This window comes from Psychrobacter sp. JB385, assembly GCF_900163785.1.
In the GTDB taxonomy this organism is placed as follows: domain Bacteria; phylum Pseudomonadota; class Gammaproteobacteria; order Pseudomonadales; family Moraxellaceae; genus Psychrobacter.
Genome location: NZ_FUKN01000014.1, coordinates 461,579 through 482,643 on the forward strand (window position 1 = coordinate 461,579; position 21,065 = coordinate 482,643).

17 protein-coding genes are annotated in these 21,065 nt (G+C 43.5%); 9 read left to right on the forward strand and 8 right to left on the reverse strand.

Annotation, left to right across the window (positions count from 1 at the left end):
* The first annotated feature begins 133 nt into the window (after positions 1-133).
* The gene (locus CZ794_RS13110; RefSeq protein WP_087042023.1) at positions 134-679 is read left to right on the forward strand and encodes a hypothetical protein; all 546 of its coding nucleotides are present in this window, start codon (positions 134-136) and stop codon (positions 677-679) included.
* 95 nt (positions 680-774) lie between these two features.
* Here CZ794_RS13110 and CZ794_RS13115 read toward each other — a convergent pair whose 3' ends face one another.
* The 5 genes from CZ794_RS13115 to CZ794_RS13135 form a co-directional block, all read right to left on the reverse strand.
* A complete protein-coding gene (locus CZ794_RS13115; RefSeq protein WP_087042024.1) occupies positions 775-1,383 on the reverse strand; it encodes a YsnF/AvaK domain-containing protein in 609 nt (202 codons plus the stop codon).
* 211 nt (positions 1,384-1,594) lie between these two features.
* Positions 1,595-2,443, reverse strand: coding sequence for a DUF2382 domain-containing protein (locus tag CZ794_RS13120; RefSeq protein ID WP_087042025.1), 849 nt, complete (start codon positions 2,441-2,443; stop codon positions 1,595-1,597).
* 441 nt (positions 2,444-2,884) lie between these two features.
* Positions 2,885-4,066, reverse strand: a complete 1,182-nt coding sequence (locus CZ794_RS13125) for an acetyl-CoA C-acyltransferase (RefSeq protein WP_087042026.1) — start codon at positions 4,064-4,066, stop codon at positions 2,885-2,887.
* A gap of 130 nt (positions 4,067-4,196) precedes the next feature.
* Positions 4,197-5,555 (reverse strand): homoserine dehydrogenase, encoded by a 1,359-nt coding sequence (locus CZ794_RS13130; protein ID WP_087042027.1) that lies wholly within the window; start codon positions 5,553-5,555, stop codon positions 4,197-4,199.
* A gap of 274 nt (positions 5,556-5,829) precedes the next feature.
* Entirely contained in the window at positions 5,830-6,684 is an 855-nt protein-coding gene (locus CZ794_RS13135; protein ID WP_087042028.1) for a DsbC family protein, read from the reverse strand.
* A gap of 419 nt (positions 6,685-7,103) precedes the next feature.
* On the opposite strand from CZ794_RS13135, the gene CZ794_RS13140 reads away from it, so the two are divergent.
* Positions 7,104-8,033, forward strand: a complete 930-nt coding sequence (locus CZ794_RS13140; protein ID WP_087042029.1) for a DUF808 domain-containing protein — start codon at positions 7,104-7,106, stop codon at positions 8,031-8,033.
* An 85-nt stretch (positions 8,034-8,118) separates the two neighbouring features.
* Here the strand turns inward: CZ794_RS13140 and CZ794_RS13145 are convergent, their stop codons facing one another.
* Positions 8,119-12,342 carry an Rne/Rng family ribonuclease gene (locus CZ794_RS13145; protein WP_087042030.1) on the reverse strand — a complete coding sequence of 1,408 codons (4,224 nt, stop codon included), beginning with the start codon at positions 12,340-12,342 and terminating at the stop codon, positions 8,119-8,121.
* A gap of 1,241 nt (positions 12,343-13,583) precedes the next feature.
* On the opposite strand from CZ794_RS13145, the gene CZ794_RS13150 reads away from it, so the two are divergent.
* Positions 13,584-14,594: an RluA family pseudouridine synthase gene (locus tag CZ794_RS13150; RefSeq protein WP_087042031.1), complete on the forward strand. Its 1,011-nt coding sequence runs from the start codon at positions 13,584-13,586 to the stop codon at positions 14,592-14,594.
* 148 nt (positions 14,595-14,742) lie between these two features.
* Positions 14,743-15,456 carry an HAD family hydrolase gene (locus tag CZ794_RS13155; protein WP_087042032.1) on the forward strand — a complete coding sequence of 238 codons (714 nt, stop codon included), beginning with the start codon at positions 14,743-14,745 and terminating at the stop codon, positions 15,454-15,456.
* 103 nt (positions 15,457-15,559) lie between these two features.
* On the opposite strand, the gene yihA is transcribed toward CZ794_RS13155, so the two are convergent.
* Positions 15,560-16,312, reverse strand: coding sequence for a ribosome biogenesis GTP-binding protein YihA/YsxC (gene yihA / locus CZ794_RS13160; RefSeq protein ID WP_373407933.1), 753 nt, complete (start codon positions 16,310-16,312; stop codon positions 15,560-15,562).
* Positions 16,313-16,734: 422 nt separating this feature from the next.
* Between yihA and CZ794_RS13165 the strand changes: the two genes are divergently transcribed.
* From CZ794_RS13165 to CZ794_RS13180, 4 genes are all read left to right on the forward strand, one after another.
* The gene (locus tag CZ794_RS13165) at positions 16,735-17,070 is read left to right on the forward strand and encodes a cytochrome c5 family protein (protein ID WP_087042033.1); all 336 of its coding nucleotides are present in this window, start codon (positions 16,735-16,737) and stop codon (positions 17,068-17,070) included.
* A 316-nt stretch (positions 17,071-17,386) separates the two neighbouring features.
* Positions 17,387-18,055, forward strand: a complete 669-nt coding sequence (locus CZ794_RS13170) for a cytochrome c (RefSeq protein WP_087042034.1) — start codon at positions 17,387-17,389, stop codon at positions 18,053-18,055.
* Between the two features lie 234 nt (positions 18,056-18,289).
* Complete coding sequence (locus tag CZ794_RS13175) at positions 18,290-19,411, forward strand: hypothetical protein (RefSeq protein WP_087042035.1); 1,122 nt, start codon at positions 18,290-18,292, stop codon at positions 19,409-19,411.
* Positions 19,330-19,782 carry an RnfH family protein gene (locus CZ794_RS13180; RefSeq protein ID WP_087042036.1) on the forward strand — a complete coding sequence of 151 codons (453 nt, stop codon included), beginning with the start codon at positions 19,330-19,332 and terminating at the stop codon, positions 19,780-19,782. The genes CZ794_RS13175 and CZ794_RS13180 overlap by 82 nt, the downstream gene beginning before the upstream one ends.
* Before the next feature lie 48 nt (positions 19,783-19,830).
* Here CZ794_RS13180 and CZ794_RS13185 read toward each other — a convergent pair whose 3' ends face one another.
* The gene (locus CZ794_RS13185; RefSeq protein WP_087042203.1) at positions 19,831-20,250 is read right to left on the reverse strand and encodes an outer membrane protein assembly factor BamE; all 420 of its coding nucleotides are present in this window, start codon (positions 20,248-20,250) and stop codon (positions 19,831-19,833) included.
* Positions 20,251-20,574: 324 nt separating this feature from the next.
* On the opposite strand from CZ794_RS13185, the gene fur reads away from it, so the two are divergent.
* A complete protein-coding gene (gene fur, locus CZ794_RS13190) occupies positions 20,575-21,009 on the forward strand; it encodes a ferric iron uptake transcriptional regulator (RefSeq protein ID WP_062843732.1) in 435 nt (144 codons plus the stop codon).
* Positions 21,010-21,065: the final 56 nt, after the last annotated feature.

Below are 21,065 nucleotides of genomic sequence, written 5' to 3' on the forward strand. Positions count from 1 at the left end.
GGAGCAATTGATAATAAATAAGAAAGCATGGCTTTAAAATCATGGATGGCTTTTAGCGATTGCTTACAAATTCAACATAGGCGTGCATTTAGGGACACGCTATAGTGTTTAACATATTATTCGGGAGAGTGTTATGAACGCAAAATTATTAAAACAGTGGCGTACCTCTGTTGCACTAACAGGTTTGTTGGCTGGTGCATTGACCATCAGTGCTTGTCAAAAAGAACAAGAAACTGAGCCAAGTTTGGAGGACAGTATCAGTGCTGAGCAATCAGTACCTATGTCTGCCGAGCCTGCCGAGCCCAATGACGTGGTGGTGGATACGCAAGACCCCTCTCTCAACGCAGTACAAGATGATACCGCAGCTTCTGTCAATACGGGTGTGAGCCAGATTAATTACTCATGCTCACCTGAATTACAGGTTGAAGCGACTTATAAAGACACGGACAACCAAGTGGTCATCGCTACCGCAAATGGCACCATAACGTTGACAAAAACCAATGATGCTACCAATCCTGAAGTGTTCGGGGTCGAAAATGCTATCGACGGCGGTGAAGGCTTTGTGCAATGGCGTGTGGCGCATCAAGATCGCGAAACAGGTGTGATGCGTACCGCTGGTGCCAATGCTGAAACCGTCAGTACTTACGAGTGTAAGAAAACAGATGAAGGCGCGGTATAAACAAGCGGTGTAAACAAACTATAGACCACATTATGACACCCAAAAAAAGCAACGTGAACGTTGCTTTTTTATTGAGTAGCTAAAATGCCAAAAGATTACTTGTTGTAAGTAGAATCATTGTCATGATCTAAAAACCCTTCTTCTTTGACATCAAGCTCTTCATGTTTTAATGCGACTTGAATGGTATCGGTATGCGTATGCACCGTTTTACTAATATCAATTTCTTGTACGGCATAAGTCTCTTTAGTGACGGTGGCTACTTGGCGTGATAGCACAATCTCAACAGGGGTGTCACCAATCTCAACCTGCTTGTCATTGATAGTAATAACGGCTTTACTATCCAGCGATGGTTCGACATGACGCAATACGTCCTTTTCATCATAGTTGCCAGAAAGCAAGTCTTGGCTTTCAGCATCCTGAAACTCAGTACGAACGGTGATATATTCTTCAACCAGCTCAATAGGTACTTCAATCGTTTTGGTGCGTGTGTGTTTAGTGACGGTCACTTTACCGACATCTAAGCGTTCTTTATTGACAACAGGGCGCTCTTCTAACAGTTCTAAATAACCAACTTGTCCGCTTTTATTTGCACCACTTTCTTGATTGGACAATACTTGATCTTCTCTCAAGATATCTTGAGCCGTTAATGACTCATTTTGTGGCGGAGTATTTAAATTAGGAGTAGTGAAATTATCAGTAGTCATCGTGATTTCCTTATTATTATTTATTAAATGAGAGGTTTGCCAAAACACATGTAATCACTGTAGAGACATAAGTACCAGCAGCTATAAGCTAAGACATAAAAAAGACCAGAGACAAGCTCTGGTCTTAATCACTGAGTCAAAAACTCAGCTGCTTAGTGAAGTCATAATATCTTATGTATTTAATTCATAAGACACACAACTTATTAGCCAATTACATACCACGAGCGCGGCGTACGTCTTCAGCAGTAATGCCATCACGGTCTACGATATTGCCTTCACGGTCAACCACATTACCATCATTATCGATATCCAATTCTTCACGCTGAATGGTTTCGACGATTGTCTCAGTATGACGTTCGGTAGTTTTACCTACGTTTACTTCTTCAGAGACATAAGTTTCTTTACCAACGCGAGCGCGCTCAGCTTCTAGTTGTACTTCAACCGTCTCATTGTCAGCCATGTCACCAATGCGGCGATCTGTTGGACGATCTACATTAGTACGTTGAATATTAGCACGCTCTTCTTCTAGCTCTACATCGACGTTACGCTCTTCGGTAACCACGTGCTTACCAACTTTTACCAGACCAGCGACGATACGGTCTTTATTAACTGTCAAACGCTCTTCTAGTAGCTCTAGTGTGTTTGGTGCTTCGTAGTTATGATCTGCAACTTCCATACGATCTTCTACTGGAATAGTGTCTGCTGTAAATGCTTGACGATCTCTTTCGTACTGCTCTTTGTAGCTGTACTGATAGTCATGGTCATATACTTCCATGGCTTCTACTTGATCTTTGGTTAAGCTGTCAAAGAATACGTCATCTCCCACAATACGAGCCAAACCTGCTGGTACTAGAACTTCTTTAGAGCTGAACCAGCCACCTGCGTCAACGATTAGGTAGCGAATACGACCAGTTGTGTCTTCTACTAATGCACCTTCGATTTTACCGATTTTTTCTTCATTAATACCATAAGCAGTTTTGCTTGTTGGGTCATAATAGTCATCACCGATAAGGTCACGATGAGTGGCTTGAATATCTTTTAAACGAATTAGTTGGCTCATTATTGTCTTCCTTTTTTATGAGTTATAAATAATAGTTATTGTATAAATATTAAATTTTTAGTGGCTTGTTTTTCATCAAACAATTTTTTATAAAAATCAAACTCTATCTAAATTCATGCTGGTAAACGTAGCACTACTAGGTAGCCGCTACCTCAACTTGTGATTATCGTAACACTGAGGTTTTGGATGAGATATATGAGCAAGGTAGCAAAGTGTGGGCTTGCCGTAATTGCGTGTAATAGGCTGTAAGTGCTATAACATAGCGAGGGGTATAAGTTAACGCGATTTTACACAGTGAAATGTTTGACGGTTAAAAAGGGCTAGCAGACACAAAAAAACCGCAATGTAATTTTCCACTGCGGTTTTTCAAAAGAACAATTTAAGTATGAGAATTAGAATAATATGTATTTTTATACTATTGAAGCATAAAATAATTTTTACTTAAGGCAATTCGATAGCCACCGCAACTGCTTCACCGCCACCAATACATAAAGTCGCCACGCCTTTTTTGCCGCCAGTACGTTTTAAAGAGTTAATCAGCGTGACTAAGATACGTGCGCCTGAACAGCCCACTGGATGACCCAATGCACAAGCGCCGCCTTCGATATTTACTTTAGCATGCTCAATGTTTAGCTCATCCATCGCTGCCATTGTGACCATAGCAAAGGCTTCATTGATTTCCCACAGATCAACATCAGCCACTGACCAACCTGCACCCGCTAAAACTTTTTCGATAGCGCCAATAGGGGCGATGGTAAATTCGCCTGGGTGACGCGAATTTGAGGCAGTCGCAATGATACGCGCTTGATAATCAAGCCCTTCTGATTTTGCTTGAGATTCTTTCATCAATACGACTGCTGCGCCACCATCGGAGATAGAGCTTGCGTTTGCGGCAGTGATGGTACCATCTTTGGCAAAAGCTGGACGCAAAGTAGGAATGCGCTCAGCGTTGGCTAGGGCAGGTTGTTCATCGGTATCAACCGTTTGCTCGCCTTTACGAGTGCTAAAGGTGACGGGCTCAATCTCGTCTTTGAAATGGTCGTCTTTGATAGCCGTTAACGCACGATTGAGCGATTCGATAGCAAACGCATCCATTTGCTCACGGGTATACCCTTTCTCATCGGCCATTTCTTGAGCAAACTTACCCATCAACTTACCTGTTTCGGCATCTTCTAAACCGTCTAAAAACATATGGTCTTTGACTTCTTGATGGCCCATACGGTAACCACCGCGCGCGCCTGGCATCAGATATGGTGCATTGGTCATTGATTCCATACCACCAGCAACGGCCACATTGAAGCTACCTGCTTTGATACCATCATGCGCTTGCATGACGGCTTTTAGACCAGAACCACAAAGCTTGTTAATGGTCACAGCGCCAGTGGCATCGGGCAAACCCGCTTTACGCATGGCCTGACGCGCAGGACCTTGACCCAAACCTGCGGTCAATATACAGCCCATGATGACCTCATCGATTGTATCAACACTAACGCCTGAACGCTCAACAGCCGCTTTGATAGCAGCAGCACCAAGATCGGTGGCGCTCATATCTTTTAATGAGCCTTGAAAGCCGCCCATTGGCGTACGTGCGCCGTTTACAATTACAATTGCATCATTTGACATCGTTATTCCTTTTTACGTATTTAAATGAAAGTATTTTACTTATAGTAAAGGCAAGTGCTGATAAATCAACGTCTGGTGGTTAGAAAGCGTTTGCCTAGCTTACTAACCACCAGTTTGCTAAAAGTCTGGCTTATGCCAGCTCATCTAAGCGAATACGTACCACTTTATCAGTAATCGTATCCAATTTTTCGATTTTTTCAATGGCCAGATTCATCTGGCTCTCTACCACGGGCAAGGTCAAGATAATGACAGGTACTTGACCGACTTTGTGCGCAGGCTTTTGTAAAATTGCATCAATATTGATACCCGCATCGCTTAGGATGCGAGTGATATCGGCCAGTACGCCTGGGCTGTCATAAGCATGTACACGCAGATAATAACCTGTGATCATTTGTTCTGCACGCAGTATTGGTGTGTCTGACAACTGCTCAGGTATAAATGCCAAATGCGGAACATGATGACCATGGTTTTTTTGATCACTATGGCTTTGGTTGTTATTGTCTTTGCTGCCTAAAACACGAACCAGATCCATGACATCAGCCATCACAGCAGAGGCCGTTGCACCAGCGCCCGCGCCATCACCGCAATACAATGTCTGTCCTAGCGGGTGTGAGTTGACCAGTACCGCATTTTTTACGCCATTGACATTGGCAAGCAAAGCATCTTGCGGAATCAACGTTGGATGGACGCGTAACTCGATACCAGCTGCATCTGAATCGCCATTGCCATCACGGCGCACGGCGAAGCCTAAGTGCTTGATACGGTAGCCAAGCTCTTCAGCATAGCTGACATCTTGTAATGTGATGCCTGTGATTCCTTCACAATAAACACTATCAAACTGTAAGGGAACACCAAAGGCGATAGAGGCAAGAAGGGCCAGTTTGTGTGCGGCATCAATACCTTCAACATCAAATGTTGGATCGGCCTCGGCATAACCCAGCTCTTGTGCTTCGACCAATACGTCTGCAAACGGACGACCCTTATCACGCATTTCAGTCATGATAAAGTTGCCAGTGCCGTTGATGATACCAGCCAGCCAATCAATTTTGTTGGCAGCCAATGCTTCACGCATCACTTTAATAATAGGAATGCCACCTGCAACCGCTGCTTCATAAGCGACGTGGACATTGTTTGCTTCAGCATATGCAAAAATCTCATTGCCGTGTTCAGCCAATAGCGCCTTGTTTGCTGTAACCACATGCTTGCCATGTTGGATGGCTTGCATAATGACGTCTTTCGCTAGGGTAGTCCCGCCAATCACCTCAATAACGATGTCAACGTTATCGCTTGCTGCAATTGCCATCAAGTCGCTGTTTTGCATAATATTGGTGTCGATATCATCACGCTGACGACGTGTGCCGACTTCGGTAATAATAATATCGCGTCCACAACGGCGCTTTAGCTCGTCTAAGTTATCATTAATGAGATGGATTACGCCTGTTCCGACGGTGCCCAGACCAAGTATCGCTAGTTTGATGGAGTTACTCACAGTATCCTCAGAAGGTTAGATATAATGGCGCACTTCTAAAACTGTGACAGCGTCAAACCCACTTTGGGTATATACGATTTGCAGGTGTGTTGACGGTCGCAGTGTTTACCTATGCTCCATTATCGTTGAATAGAAAATCGTTGAATAAAAGATATTCAAACAAAAGCGTGCTGATTTTACATCGTACTTCATCGTATCATACCGACAAGCAGGGATGACGTCTACACAATGTCGCTTAGTGAATGGATAACAAAAAGTATCCAATCATTACCTATTAATTAGCGCCCACTGCTTCTGCCAGTTGAGCCGCAGGTAGATATCCGCCCACTTGCTCTCCAGTTTCTGTAAAGACAGCTGGCGTACCGCGCACACCCAATCTTGCGCCCAATGCCATATGCTCTTGAACTGGATTGGCACAGCTAGGCGCTTGTACGTCGGCCCCCATTTTTGCTTGGTTCATGGCTGCATTACGATCTTGACTACACCAGATCGCTTCCATTTTTGGTACCGACTCTTGGCTACGTGGCCATGCCAAATAACGCACTTCTATACCGCGTGCATTGATATCATCCATCTCTTCATGTAGCTTGCGGCAATAACCACAATCAGCATCGGTAAAGGCATAAATGACAGATTTGGTTTCGCCTTTTGCTGGATAAATAATCATCTCTTTTTTATCTACGGCTTTTAGTGCTTCTTGTGCCGTCTTAGCGGCCAAGGCAGCACTGATATTTACTGGCTGAGCCTCGCCAACGGCAATGATTTGACCTTGAATAATGTGTTTGCCAGACTTATCGGTAAAGAAAGACGGTAAACCTTCCGCCGTTACCCAATAAATACCCTCCATATCGGTCGGTACAGCAGACACAATGCGCTCTTCGATACCAGATGCTGTCAAATTTGTTTGTAAGGCTTCTACCACGGCTGGATCATTATCCGCGGCTACTTTAGCAGCACTGACTTTGGTGGCTGCTGCATTGACCACACTGCTATTGCTAGTGGCATCTGCCGCATTATTTGAGCAGCCAGCGGCAACAACGACCAACAAAGCGCTCATCATAAAGCGAGATAGAGTGGTGCGAGAAAAACGATCAGCAAAAACAGCATTTTTGGTAGTGGGAGAGGGCATATAGGTTTCCTATAGACACTATGTCTAATTATGTCTAATCATAAATGCGCTCTAAAAAAAGAGCGATAAATTGTGAATAGTCGTGCGTATCAACGAGAGGTTAAACACGAACTACAAAGGTATTTTTATAACTTATTGATAGTAAAAGGTAGGTGACAATATCGTCTATCTTACCATATTTATAATAAATAATAGCCAATCGCGATTAGAGCGCTTGAGTGAATCTTAAGGAGGTTGTCAAGGATAACGATGCATGTAAATTGGAAAATAAGATACATTTATACTATGTCATATTGTTGCTGGTCTATGTAGGCTACTGCTAATAAGACATGTTTGTAAATATGTATAAAAACCTTTTATTTTATACACTTGCAGACTGCCTATTTTATTTTAAAAATTGCGCTAAGGAGCACATACATATGGCAGGTGCCAGTCTACTAACCTTACTTGATGATATCAGTGTGATATTGGATGACGTTTCTGTCATGACAAAAGTCGCTGCCAAAAAAACCGCTGGTGTACTGGGTGACGATTTGGCACTGAATGCTGAGCAAGTCTCTGGTGTCAAAGCCAATCGCGAGTTGCCCGTGATTTGGGCAGTCGCCAAAGGCTCACTGGTTAACAAACTGATTTTAGTACCCGCAGCGCTATTGATCAGTGCTGTTTATCCTCCTCTGATTACCTTTTTATTGATGTGTGGCGGCTTATTTTTGGTATATGAAGGCGCAGAAAAAGTTATTCATCGATTTTGGCCTCATGCATTGCCGCATGATGAAGAACAAAACGCACGCCGAAAAGCCAATGCTGATGAGACGGTAGATTTGGTTGCTTTTGAAAAACAAAAAATCAAAGGCGCAATACGGACAGATTTTATTTTATCCGCTGAGATTATCGTCATTGCACTGGGTTCAATGGTAAGCGCCACCTTGCTAGAGAGAAGCTTGTCTTTGTCTATTTTGGCGATAGGTATCACCATTGGTATTTATGGCTTAGTGGCGGGTATTGTCAAGATCGACGATGCAGGTTTGCATCTGATGGAGCAAGAAGGTAGCTTTAAACAAAAACTGGGTAAGCTGATGTTTGCTGCGGCACCCAAATTGATGAAGTTTTTGTCCATCGCGGGTACTTTAGCGATGTTCCTAGTTGGAGGAGGTATCTTGGTACATGGTATTAGCTTCTTGCATCATGGAGTAGAAGACATCGCGCATCTGACGGGTATTTTTGAAAGCTTGACCGCCGCCATTTTAAATGGGGTTATTGGTTTTATCATTGGTGCGGTGGTTGTCGCTATTTTTACGGTCATTGGTAAAATGCGTGGTAAAGATGATCATGCCTCATCGGCCCATTAATCATAATTAATCGACCTAATAATAAAAAAGCCCCAAAGTTGTTATCAACTTTGGGGCTTTTTTGTTTTACCCTGTGCAGCTAGGGTTAGCTTTCATTGTTGGTATCGTCAGCTTCTAGCTTTTCAGCTTGCGTTGGCTTTTTGTGGTCAACTTTTGGCTTACGACTGCGGGCTTTTGGCACTTTTGGCGTGGTTAGATTGAACATGCCTGTTTGTGGTAACAATTGCTCTGCTACATTTTCAATCATGTTTTTATAACTGGCAATCGTGGTTTTTGATTTGGCCGCCTGGCTGTCTTCTTTGGTCGGTTGTTCGACCTCAGAGGCAGCTGCTTGCTCAGTGCTCGAAGCGCTAGCAGTTTGTACATGATCAGCGTCGATGTCTGTACGTTCTGTTTCTGCGTTTTGAATACCCATACCGTCATTATCAGCTTGCACGTTATCTGTCTTAGATAGCGTTTGATCAGCTTCCAATAACTGCTCACTCTCCATACTGACATTGTCTGTCTGAGCTTGAGTGGTCAGAGCTGTTGCTTCGACATTCTGAGCTTCCACATCATGGACAGCTTCTTCATAGGCCGCTTGTTGAGGCTCAACCACTGGTTCATCAGCGGTCTTTGCTGCTGTCTCAGCATCTTTTTCTGACACAGTACCTTGATTCGCTGATTCTTGACTCGCTAATTCTTGATAGTCAGGATGCTGACCGCGCGGATCATTGCTTGCACGCTTACCAATAGCACGTGGTTTGACGTCTGTTTTACCTTGCGCGGTGGCAAACTGACTGACGGCTTGTGTCATTACCTCAAAACGCGCTAAGTAATCCACGGTCAAGGGCTGATAGCCATAGTTGCTAAAGTCAAAGCTGTTACCAGTAAGATCAGTAGAGTGCTGATTATCGCTTATCGTACTTTCAACATCGGCGCCACTATCAGCCTCTTGCGCTTGCTTAGTAAGCATGGCGATGGTTTCGATAAAGCAATGAATCACGCCTTCTTCTGCCAAGCGAGTTTGCGCTTCTGGTAGCGTGGCTCGGATGAACTCTCCAACCGTACCGCGAATGGTAGGCGCACTTACCACAGCTTTTGGTTTTTGAGACACGGGTGCTTGCACCTGCTGGCGGCGTACCACACGTGGGTCGTTACTGGCTTGACCAAACTTCTCAGCCGTTACGTAGCGTGTGGCAAATAGAGCGTCATGAGTTAGCTGAAGGGCAGAGTTACTTGCCGCATGAGCGTCATCAGAGCTAGCGCTTTCTTGAGCCTTAGGCGCTATCTTTGCACTGGCGTCTACCTTTGCATCAGTAGCAACATCTGCTTTCTGCTGGGTTTCTTGATGCTTCGATGACGTTTGACCATCATCAGTTTTGGCATCAGCTGACTTTAAGTTCTCAGCTTGATGCTCTGCAACGTGGTTATCAGACGTTGGCTGTTTCTCTGTAGCAGAGGCTTTTTTAGTATCATCATTGCCAGATTTAGATGCACTCTTTTGAGCCTTATCGTCAGTCGCTTTTATCTCAGCGTCGTCAGATTTAGGCGTATCTTTTGCAGTCCCTTTATCTGTCGCTTTTGGCTCAGTACTTTTCTCAGTAGAATGCTTTGCATCATTCTGTTGGTCAGTATGTGCTTTTGTTGCATCGTCTTTCGACACATCCTTGGCTTCGCTTTGGTTTTTCACAGACTGCGGCTTTGCCTGAGTAGACTTACTGTCATCTAGCGAAAGATGGACGACTTCTGGCGTTTTGAGCGCAACGGGTGCTTCATTGACCTGTAGTACCACTTCATTAGGGTCTTGATTGCGGCGCCCGTTTGTCGAGTGTTTGTTGCCGTTAGACTCTTTACTCGTCTGCTGGACGTTATCAGCTGTTAACGTCTCACCGCGCTCAAGCTTGCCACGCGAGCCACGTTGACTGTGCGATTTACGTTTAGCACGGGTTTGCTCAGCAGCATTATCGCTTTTGTCTTCAGCGTCATGACGCTCATTGGTATTGCGCTTGTTGTTCTGCTGATTGTTGTCTTGGTGATTACTGTCTTGACGGTTATTGCGATTACGGTCATTAGGACGTTTATTATCCTGCTGACGCTTATCTTGATTGTCAGAAGATTTGTCATCGCCGTTATTTGATGTTTGGCCACCAGTGTTGGCATCTACTTCAGTATTGGTGTCATCTGTCTGCTCTTTTCTTTGACGCGGCTTAGACGATCTGGACTTACGTGACTTACGTCTTCTTCTGTCTTCGTTATTACTGTCGTCTGTATCACTATCCGAATGGCGGCGAGCTTGCTGACGATTGGCATTGCTCTCTGATGACTCGGCATCTTTCTTTTGCGAGTCGTTTTGCTGAGTGGCTGGTGTACTGTTTGAGGCAGTGTTTAATGCATTGCTATCCACTTGTCCAAACGAACCCAAGCTTTGCGCGCCGGTATTGACCAATGCTTCAATCGCTTCTGCGGCATCGCTGCTACTGACACTAGGCGTCGTAGTAGCTTGCGGGGCTTGAGCAAACAGATTGGATAACCAAGCAACCGCTTGCGGCTGGGCGTTTGCAGGCGTACTAACAGGCTGCGATGCTGCGGGCGCAGGTGCAACACTTTGGCTGGGCTGCGGTGCCCGCGTAGCAGGAGCGTTGTTAGCATTTTTTTGGTTGCGATGATCGTTGCTATGATTGGTGCTATGCTCAACGGTATCGCTTTGCTTACTAGCAGCTTTATTGTCTGCTACCTGACGTGGCTGACGCGTTGGCTGCTGTTCTGGACGCTCTTTTTCAGCCGTTTGCCAATCCACATTGTAGCCAAGATCGCTGTGTTCTTGTTGCTGAGTATCCGTGATACGCTCATAGCTCGATGGGGCAAAACCATCACGGTTGAAGTGCAGCTTAAAGTTAGGCGATTCTAAATGTGCGTGTGGCAAAATCGTGATACGAGTCCCGCTATCTTGTTCAAGATAAACCAAACTATCGCGCTTTTCATTCAATAAAAATGCAGCGATGTCAGTGGGTACTTCTGCCTGTACTTCACCTTGACGCTCTTTTAATGCAATTTGTTCAATTTGACGCATGATGGATAGCGACAATGAACGCAGGTCACGAATCATGCCATTACCATGGCAGCGTGGACAGATATAACCTGTTGACTCTTCTAATGATGGACGCAGGCGCTGACGGCTCATCTCCATTAGACCAAATTTAGAGATATCACCGAATTGGACGCGCGCGCGATCATATTTGGTGGCATCGACAAGGCGTTTTTCGACTTCTTTTTGATGTTTGTTGTCATTCATATCAATAAAATCAATGACAATCAAACCACCCATGTCACGCAGACGTAGCTGGCGAGCAATCTCGTCAGCGGCTTCTAGGTTGGTATGATAGGCGGTTTCAGCAACGTCTGAGCCTTTGGTAGATTTGGCCGAGTTGATATCGATAGACACCAACGCTTCCGTTTGATCGATAACAATTGAGCCGCCTGATGGCAGACGTACTTCACGCTGATAAGCGGTTTCGATTTGTTTTTCGATGTTAAAGCGCGAAAACATCGGCTCATAATCGGTATATTTGCGCAGTTTTTCTGCTTGCTTTGGCATGACGGCATCAATGAAACCTGCCGCTTCGATATAAGCGTTTTCATTATCGATCCAAATTTCAGCAATATCATCACGCAGATAATCACGGACAGCACGTGTGACCACACCTGCTTCTTGGTGAACCAAGCGCGGTGATGGGTATTTTTGGTTTTGTTCTTGGATGGCTTGCCAGATATTGAGTAGATGGTTCAAATCGTGCTGTAAGTCTTCTTGGGTTTTGCCAATCCCAGCGGTACGAATGATGACGCTCATGCCTTTTGGCAAATCAAGGTTGCTCAACATACGCTTCATGTCTTCACGCAGTTTGCCTGAGATTTGACGTGAGATACCACCGCCGCGAGGGTTGTTTGGCATTAATACCAGATAGCGTCCCGCCAATGACACATAAGTCGATAAAGCAGCGCCCTTGTTGCCGCGCTCTTCTTTTTCGACTTGGACGATCAGCTCATCGCCTTCTTTAATCAGTTTTTTGATGTTTTCGTCGCGTGGATTGCCGCTTAAGTATTCAGCAGAGATTTCACGAATCGGCAAGAAGCCTTGGCGCTGTGAGCCATATTCGACAAACACAGCCTCAAGTGACGGTTCGACACGAGTCACATGGCCTTTATAGATATTGGATTTTTTTTGTTCACGAGTACGGTTTTCTAAGTCAAAATCGTACAGATGATTGCCTTTGCACAAGGCAACACGAATTTCTTCGTTTTGAGTAGCGTTGATCAAGATGCGTTTCATATTGGTATCCTATGAGTACGCATAACAACGATTTGACGGGCTTCTTAGCGGGTTGACAAGTATGGCTAACGGCTAAATTAGCGTTGACGGATTTTCATTAACAGTAGAACGTAAATGATGGGTTTCATAAAACACATTGGTTTTTCAATGGCTCGTTGTTACCTAAACCTATTAGCACTGCTAATATTGTCGATGTGAATATAAATTCTATAGGGTGTAAGGCTATACATTCATACTCTGTTATTGGTAGTCTTAGTCCAAATTTTAGTGCGTAAGCATACTTAAACTATCAGTGAGTTAAATCATCAGTAAGTTCTGTCGCTAAGCGTGCACACTTTGTAAGAGTGAGAGGCCCAAGTACTGACTTAAAAATACTGATACTGAAGCAGTATCGTGCTGTTGCAATCCATCCATCAAAGTCTAGCAATAATATCGCTGTGAGCAGAGCTGCTGTTAGAAAATCAATTATATAAAATAGTCGTATCAGCAGTTATTCATTTAGGTAAAGCAATTGGTTACACTTTATTTATCGTTCTGTCATACATTACGTCAATAATATTTGGGGTGTTTTAACATTAAGTATCGCAGCTCCAGTAATCAGCGGGGCGTACTTGGCAAACAGAATACACAACCAAACTGTCGGCATGGTGTCGTATTTACATCTTATTCATCGTTATCTGTTTGACCACCAATACTTAGGCAGCTATCGATATACTTCTCGATCCTAACGTTAAACCATCCATACTTGCTCAGCTTTGCTCGCGTAAGAAACCATCAGATAAGTAGTTATTAAATAATAAATAGTTATCGAATAAAGTCGTTGTCATGCGGGTTGTGAGTCAATGTCGTGTCATTATCAGTCAATAAATAGGCATTTTGCCAAATTCCATCACACTGATTTTATGAACACAAAGGTATGTAGTGTCACTATTTATTTTATGGCACTGACGATCTCGTGTAATTGATTACAATCAGTGCGGTTTCCTCAATTTATGGGGGCTTATCTATGAATATCTATCTTTGATATCTGCAAATAGATAATGCGCCCTAAAATCAGATGAAACGTCCAATCTCTACAGGGTATATAGCGTATGCCACTCTACTAACAAGTAGTAAAAATAGTCATAAACTATCTGAAACAACAATGATTATTGCTACAGCTTCTGCTTAATTGTCGCTCAACATGCTAAACTATAACAAATCTTTGTGTAAATGCCTAACTAAAAATGACGAACTCAAAAATGACTGATGAAGCCCCAGCTCACGAAGCTCCTGCTATTTTCAATAGCAAAACACGTCCACAAAGCGCTGACGATGAGATCAGCAACTTTGGCAAGGTGAACTACCTTGAAGTCACACGCCATCAGCACGATCAGCGTTTGGATAATTTTTTGCTCAATCGCTTAAAAGGGCTGCCAAAATCACATATCTATAAAATGATTCGCTCTGATGAAGTGCGCGTCAATAATAAGCGTTGTAAAGCGCATGATAGAGTGCAGCGTGAAGACGTGGTTCGTATTGCTCCTGTAGAGCTGGCAACGCGTGACAAGCCGATTATCAGCACCGAATTTGCCAACAGCTTACTGGCGCGTGTGGTTTATGAAGATGAAGGGATGATGGTTCTCAACAAACCTTCTGGTATTGCGGTTCATGGCGGTAGTGGTTTGGATTTTGGTGTTATCGAAGCCATGCGTGAGGTAACAGGCAAAAAATACCTAGAGCTGGTACATCGTATCGATAAAGACACATCAGGGCTGCTCATGATCTCCAAAAAACGCTCAGCGCTCAAAACGTTGCAGCAGCATTTGGTGGACAAAACCATTCAGAAGCACTATCTGTGTCTAGCAAAAGGTCAACCTGTAATGGGTGAGCAGCGTATTGATGCGCCATTACTACGTTATACCCTTGCTAGTGGTGAGCGCCGTGTCAAAATTGACGCTCAAGATCCACAAGCCAAAGAAAGCCAGACGGATATCATCGTCCATAGCCGCTTTATGCTGGCAGATCAACCCGTGAGCTTAATTGAAGCCAAGCCACTGACAGGTCGTACCCATCAAATCCGCGTACATTTGGCCCATATTGGTCATGCCATCTTAGGGGATGATAAGTACAACGTACATGACAAATCAGGTGTCCATCGTCTGTGTCTCCACGCGTGGCGCTTAGATATTCCAGGCTACGAAACCATCATAGCGCCTTTGCCAGATGACATGGCAGACTGGTTGCCAGAGCAAACCAAATTGCCTGAGTAGGGCTTAAGCATAGAAGTCATTATCCAAAGACGGCTTCTATTGAAACCTATCTTTTTAAACGTCACGATACCTTATTATTAATGCTTAATAATTTGCCGTGACGTTTTTGTATCTCCTATTTATTACTGCTATTCGCTAAGGCCAATTTATGAGTAAATCATCCGTCGTCCCCAATCGAGTACCGACTGAGACTGGCCTGTTATCAGACCATCATCTTTTGGCAGATAAAACGCTGATTATTTTTGATTGGGATGGCACCTTGATGGATTCTATTGGCTTGATTGTCGAGTCTATGCATGTGGCAGGAGAAGCTCATGGGTTTCAGACGACGGACAAAGAGGTACAAGACATCATTGGACTGAGCTTAATGAAGGGCATTGAGATTCTATACCCTCAAGCAAATGATGCGCAAAAGCTGGCCATTCAACAAAGTTATGCAGAATACTATATTGCGCATAGTCATCGCACGCCATTTTTTGCGCCAATAGAAGATATGCTCCAGACCCTACAACATCAAGGTAAAAGCCTTGCGGTCGCCACTGGTAAAAAGAGAAAAGGGCTGGATCGAGTATTGGACGCCTCTGACAGTCATCAGTACTTTATTATGACACGCTGTGCTGATGAAGCAGGGTCAAAGCCTGATCCGCAAATGCTAACCGACATTTTGAATGAAACACAGCAGCCAATCTCTAATGCCGTTTTTATTGGCGATAGCATTTATGATATTCAAATGGCCACGCAGTTAGGAATGACCAGTATCGCAGTAAATTATGGCACGGCAACAAGTGCAGAGCTTGCCGCTCAGCAGCCGACTTATCAAGTGGATACGCCGCAGGCCTTAGTGGATCTATTATGTGGATAGTGCAAAAGCTCTAACTATCTAATAAATACATCAATCAAAAAGGGTTTATCGTTATTTGCGATAAACCCTTTTTTGATACAGAAATTGCTTATTGAGCATCTTTTTATTTATCAGTGTCTTGTGCTGTATCTAATGATTCATCACTATTTTCAGTATCGTCTGACGCACTAAGGTCGGTCTCAATGAGCTTGTCATCGTTAAGCTGATATTCGTACCAGTTACCCATTACGCCAGCCAATTCATCCAAACCTTCTTTTCTTAATGCTGAAAATAACTGAATCGTACATTTTAAGCCTAACTTTTTCAGTCTTTTACGAGTATTAAGAAGCGCGTTTTTAGACGCGCCATACTTTAGCTTGTCCGCTTTCGTCAACAAGATATGTACAGGCAGATCACCATCTTTTGCCCAGTGCAGCATTTGCTCGTCAAAGAACTTGAGAGGATGACGAATATCAGTCATCAATACCAAACCTGCAAGGCTTGAGCGTGATACCAAATATTCTTCTAGTTCCACCTGCCACTCTTTTTTCATCTCAAGCGGCACCGCAGCATATCCATAACCTGGTAAATCAACCAATCTTCTATCTGTATTGCCAATACTAAAGAAGTTAATCATCTGCGTACGCCCAGGTGTTTTAGATGAGCGTGCCAGCTGGCGCTGATTGGTTAAGGCATTAATAGCCGAAGATTTGCCTGCGTTCGAGCGTCCTGCAAAAGCAACCTCTAGTCCCACGTCAGGAGGACAAAGGCGAAAGGTAGGCGCTGAAGTCATAAACTCAGTTTGCTGAATTTTTTGACGAGATTTGGTGTTGAACAACGCATGTTCTGCGGCAACATCTGTAAACGGGGTACTCATAAATGGCTCATTAATCTTTAAAAATGGATACAGTCGTGAAATTTAGTCCGCTGGCTATTTTGATGAAACATGAGACAGAAGAACGGTATAAAGTGATGAGAAGTTATTCAAAAAGTCTATGGTTTTACCAATAAAAAGATAGTCATCTCAATGACTGACTATTCTATACTATTACTGAGCTTACTGATTGAAATAACGATGATTAACATCATATAAATACCATCGTAACAATAGATTGCATCAGTCATTTTATCGTTTATCACTGACTAAAACGCGTTACCAAAGCCAAACTATATTTATCTGGGTTTGTGTGACATACATTGTTACAATGTTTAATAAGATAAGTTCAGTACAATATATGAACGAACGCCGTTTAATAAAATGATTGATTAAACGAATGACGCATCAACTGGAGGTGTTCTATGTTCTCAATCACCACGCTTCTAAATCAAACGCACCGTCTTTTAATTGGTAGCGGTGCTGCCTTACTGTTAGGAGGCGCGATGATGACCAGCGCTAGTGCGGCTGACATCGCTACTACCTATGATAACTCATGTGCTGCTTGTCATGATAGTGGTGCGCTAAATGCCATTAAAAAAGGGGACAGTGCTAAGTGGCAGCAACTTATGAAACAAAAGAGTATGCCCGCCCTGATCAGTTCAGTGAAAAATGGAATGACTCAAATGCCTGCTGGCGGTCTCTGTAACAATTGTAGCGATGATGATTATCGCAAATTGATTGAATATATGAGCAAGTAATTGGCGTATTGGCACCATTAAACCTTATCAAGTAGGGGCCTAAAACTACAAACCATAAATGCGCCTTATGTATGGCTCTCGCTTTGATACGTCGTTGAAAAACTGACGAATGTAACGATTAAGTAGGCAAATGCTACAAAGTCTTGCTATAATAATTAAAAATAAACCCTGATGTTAGTAAGTACTTTCAGACTGCTTGTGTCCAAGACCTTAAAATACATGTCTGCCTATTCAGAAAGGGGTAGCTTATACTAGGTATCTTATCTGTACAATCACTCTAAATAATGCTTACGCCGAGCTAGTAGGATTTGTATCAATGAAAAAGTTAATCGCTGCTGCCAGCTTATGCGTTGCAAGTTTCAGCGTACAAGCTGCTATTATTGTTCCTGAGTATGATGTCAATGCTGGTAAGCAAGTTGCAGAAGCTGTTTGCGCCGCTTGCCATGGAGTCGACGGTGTCAGTGTGGTTCCTGCGCAGCCTAATTTAGGTGGTCAAAACGTAAAGTATCTTTATAAACAGCTGGTCAACTTTAAAGCAGGTTACCGTAAAAATGGTATCATGCAATCTCAAGTAGCCAACTTGTCTCAACAGGACTTGGCCAATGTTGCAGGTTACTATGCCAGTCAAGCACCTTGGGGTGTGGGTTTTGGCAATCCTGCAACCAACCAAGAAGCAACCAAGCTTTTCTTAGGTGGTGATAAGACACGCGGTGTCATCGGATGTGCAGGGTGTCATGGGCCAGATGCTGCTGGTAATGAGTGGGCGGCATTTCCAAAGCTAGGTGGTCAGCATGCTCAGTACATCGCCACGCAGCTAAAGCTATTCCGTGCCGCAGGCCGTGTGGATGACATTGACAGCGATGAGCAAAAACGTGTCAATGATGCGGCAAAAGAAGGCGAGATGGGCATGATGCAGACAGTGGCATCAAAATTGTCAGATCGTGACATTCGTGTTTTGTCAGACTACATCAGTGCTATACACTAATTCATTGGTATCACTTACACTGTGTTGTGCAAACTTTTGATATAAGTTGCGCGCCACTCAAGCATACATTGGTTATTATTTAATTATTAAACCCCGATTTCGGGGTTTTTTTATAACTGTCTGCCCCCTATATTATAGAGACAATATAAAAGTGAAATCATAGAGAGGCATTTGTTATTGCTTTGTGTGATTATACATTGTCGTTATTTTCTTTAGATCGTTTGGATTTATATTATGATGATCCGTTATGCTTCTTACTTTATCGCAGCATTACTACCGTTACTGCTCTTTCGCTGGTTTGTGCCTGCTTCAGTTGGCGAAATTGATTTTTGGTTGCTCTGGCTATTAGCCATGATAGTGGTATCACTGCCGGTCGTTTATGCTGAAGTAGCGCTGGCTTATCGAAGTGTCGATGCGCCATTGGCAGGTATGCAAAAGCTGACTCGCGAAGCGGATGCCAGCCCAGTATGGCGCAGTTTTGGCTGGTTGGCAGCGCTTGTATCTATTGTTATTGCGGCCTTGGTAATATCTGGTGCTAGCACTGGTATATTATCGGCGCTGACAGAACTCAATAGTGTGCCTGATGTGCCAAGCTTTGCGCTAGCAGCAGGTTTGATCGTTATCACTGTGCTGCTCAGTCTACTAGGCGTTGCACCTTTACCCATTGGGCTTGGGTTGATGGTGGTAGGACTATTAATGGGTCTGACAAATGGTTTGCCCACGATTGACTTTGCCATGACTGGTATTAATTTAAGCGAATGGGCACGTGCTGTCGCATTGGCATTGGTCAGTGTAGGCGCAGGTACTGGTTTATATTGGTTTGGTCAAAATCTGGTCACCAAACAAGTCATCACAGCCAATACCCATGATGAGCAAAAGCGTGACACTCGCGAGTACCGTGCCACCAAATCGGTATTACCCATTTGGATACTGCAATTGTGTGTTGGGGTAGTGGTGCTACTACTTAGTGGCATGGCAGTGCCGCCGATTGGGCAGCTTTTGTATTGGGGCGGTGTATTGTTTGTGGCAAGTTACCTGCTGCATTATAGTACCCAGCAACTAGCGCATAAGTTTGGCCTAATGATCAGCTTGATTGCTACTTTTGTATTGGCATTGGTATTAGTAGTCGCTGTTCCGACCACATGGCTAGTCGGTCTTTTGGTTATTGTGAGTACTGTGGCAGTCTTATTGCTATCCATCTTTGCAGGTTGGCAAATGAAAATCAGTCATTTGCGTAAGTCATTGAACTTTGGCAACGAAGCATTTTATAACTTATGGCGGGTGGCGATACGTTTGGTCGTGCCATTGGCGCTTTTGTTGGCGCTAATAGGTTGGGTAATGCAGTGGTTGAGCTAACGGTGGACAGTGGTAAAAAAGACAGTCATGAGGCGACAATAGTGTCTGAGCAGCCCATAGTCATAACCGTATATTTGGCATATGCCGAAGATGCACAGCGTCAGCATTATCTGACTTTACCGGTGAATGAAGGCAGTAGTTTGTACGATGCGCTTGAGCAGGCGGGTTGGCTCGCGAAGTTTCCAAAGCTTGCAAGCTGGTGCCAAGAGGTAATAGATAATACCACGCCAACGGCCAAGCGATGGCATGTTGGCGTCTATGCGAAAAAACAGCCGCTTAGCTATATCTTACAGCCACTTGATCGTATTGAGGTTTATCGTAGCTTAAGCGCTGACCCAATGTCTCAGCGCAAAAGCAAATCTCGTGGTTAGTAGATCAATCGACAGAGCCAGTTTCTATTATTAAAAAATCGGTAGCAATTAAGAAGCTGGCAGACTGTCAATACCTTCGATACGATTCACCAAACCGTTGTCATCGAAGTAAATAATCAAATGCTGGCTGGCATTTTTGACATCAGCAATACCTTTACGGCGCCCTTCTGTACCAGCTTGATAGTCGTAAATATAATCCCAGCGCTTAGGTTCAAGCGTGTCTCTGATGGCTGGACTACCAAGAATATAGAGCACTTGGTTTTGGTTCATACCCACTTGTATTTTTTGTGCTTGGGTTTGCGTAATCGCCGTGCCTTGTGGCAAATCAATCTTATAAACACTCAATAATGAGCAGCCAGACATCGCAACAGCAGCGCTAAGCATACTGGTGATAGCAATCTTGCGTAATGCGCTGGTACGGCTTAATGGACGAAAATTTAATGTCTTTATCATGGTAAGATGACTCATAAGAAATGAATTAGGCGCGGCCAAAGTTGATTGATGCTGATCTGACCGATAATCTTGGACAAATGATACGTCATTTACTTGCAATTTCCTACCACTTACGACATTATTTACCAAACACTACCTGAGTCACTTTATTATTTATATTTTAAATTCATGGACTTGCATTCATATTTCAAAAAATAATAGCGCAGCCATTCATTTAGAAAAACTCAGTTTGCCCTTATTAAAAAACTTTATATTGAATAGAAAATACTCATTAGCGATTGTTTATTTTATATTTTTGGATTCTTATTTGCTAAGACTGTCACAGTCAGAAGGAATATTATGGCTTCTTTTACCAATCAAGATTTACGTAAAGCCGGATTAAAGGTTACGTTACCTCGTATCAAGATTTTAGAGCTGCTTGAAAGTGCTGAATTGCATCACATGAGTGCAGAAGAAATTTATAAGGCGCTGATTGATCAGGGCGAGGATGTGGGTCTGGCGACTGTTTACAGAGTGTTGACACAGTTTGAGCAAGCAGGAATCGTCGAACGCCACAACTTTGAAAACAATTTATCTGTGTTCGAGATCACTCAAGAAGGGCATCACGACCATCTGGTGTGCGATGTTTGTGGCAAGATTATAGAGTTTCATAACGAAGTAATCGAAGAAGAACAACTCAAAGTAGCAGAAAAACATGGCTTTAAACTGTCAGGCCATTCATTGGTGTTATATGGTATTTGTAATAACCAAGAATGTCGAGATAGTGCCAAATAATCAGGCTTAGCTTGATTTGCTCAAGCCAAACGTGAGTATTATTCTCAACCTAAAAA

What these genes read in the sequence shown, in the direction of transcription:
- CZ794_RS13110 (WP_087042023.1), top strand. Translation starts at nt 134, where the DNA reads ATGAACGCAAAATTATTAAAACAGTGGCGTACCTCTGTTGCACTAACA.
- CZ794_RS13115 (WP_087042024.1), bottom strand. Translation starts at nt 1,383, where the DNA reads ATGACTACTGATAATTTCACTACTCCTAATTTAAATACTCCGCCACAA.
- CZ794_RS13120 (WP_087042025.1), bottom strand. Translation starts at nt 2,443, where the DNA reads ATGAGCCAACTAATTCGTTTAAAAGATATTCAAGCCACTCATCGTGAC.
- CZ794_RS13125 (WP_087042026.1), bottom strand. Translation starts at nt 4,066, where the DNA reads ATGTCAAATGATGCAATTGTAATTGTAAACGGCGCACGTACGCCAATG.
- CZ794_RS13135 (WP_087042028.1), bottom strand. Translation starts at nt 6,684, where the DNA reads ATGCCCTCTCCCACTACCAAAAATGCTGTTTTTGCTGATCGTTTTTCT.
- CZ794_RS13140 (WP_087042029.1), top strand. Translation starts at nt 7,104, where the DNA reads ATGGCAGGTGCCAGTCTACTAACCTTACTTGATGATATCAGTGTGATA.
- CZ794_RS13145 (WP_087042030.1), bottom strand. Translation starts at nt 12,342, where the DNA reads ATGAAACGCATCTTGATCAACGCTACTCAAAACGAAGAAATTCGTGTT.
- CZ794_RS13150 (WP_087042031.1), top strand. Translation starts at nt 13,584, where the DNA reads ATGACTGATGAAGCCCCAGCTCACGAAGCTCCTGCTATTTTCAATAGC.
- CZ794_RS13155 (WP_087042032.1), top strand. Translation starts at nt 14,743, where the DNA reads ATGAGTAAATCATCCGTCGTCCCCAATCGAGTACCGACTGAGACTGGC.
- yihA (WP_373407933.1), bottom strand. Translation starts at nt 16,312, where the DNA reads ATGAGTACCCCGTTTACAGATGTTGCCGCAGAACATGCGTTGTTCAAC.
- CZ794_RS13165 (WP_087042033.1), top strand. Translation starts at nt 16,735, where the DNA reads ATGTTCTCAATCACCACGCTTCTAAATCAAACGCACCGTCTTTTAATT.
- CZ794_RS13170 (WP_087042034.1), top strand. Translation starts at nt 17,387, where the DNA reads ATGAAAAAGTTAATCGCTGCTGCCAGCTTATGCGTTGCAAGTTTCAGC.
- CZ794_RS13175 (WP_087042035.1), top strand. Translation starts at nt 18,290, where the DNA reads ATGATGATCCGTTATGCTTCTTACTTTATCGCAGCATTACTACCGTTA.
- CZ794_RS13180 (WP_087042036.1), top strand. Translation starts at nt 19,330, where the DNA reads ATGGCGGGTGGCGATACGTTTGGTCGTGCCATTGGCGCTTTTGTTGGC.
- CZ794_RS13185 (WP_087042203.1), bottom strand. Translation starts at nt 20,250, where the DNA reads ATGAGTCATCTTACCATGATAAAGACATTAAATTTTCGTCCATTAAGC.
- fur (WP_062843732.1), top strand. Translation starts at nt 20,575, where the DNA reads ATGGCTTCTTTTACCAATCAAGATTTACGTAAAGCCGGATTAAAGGTT.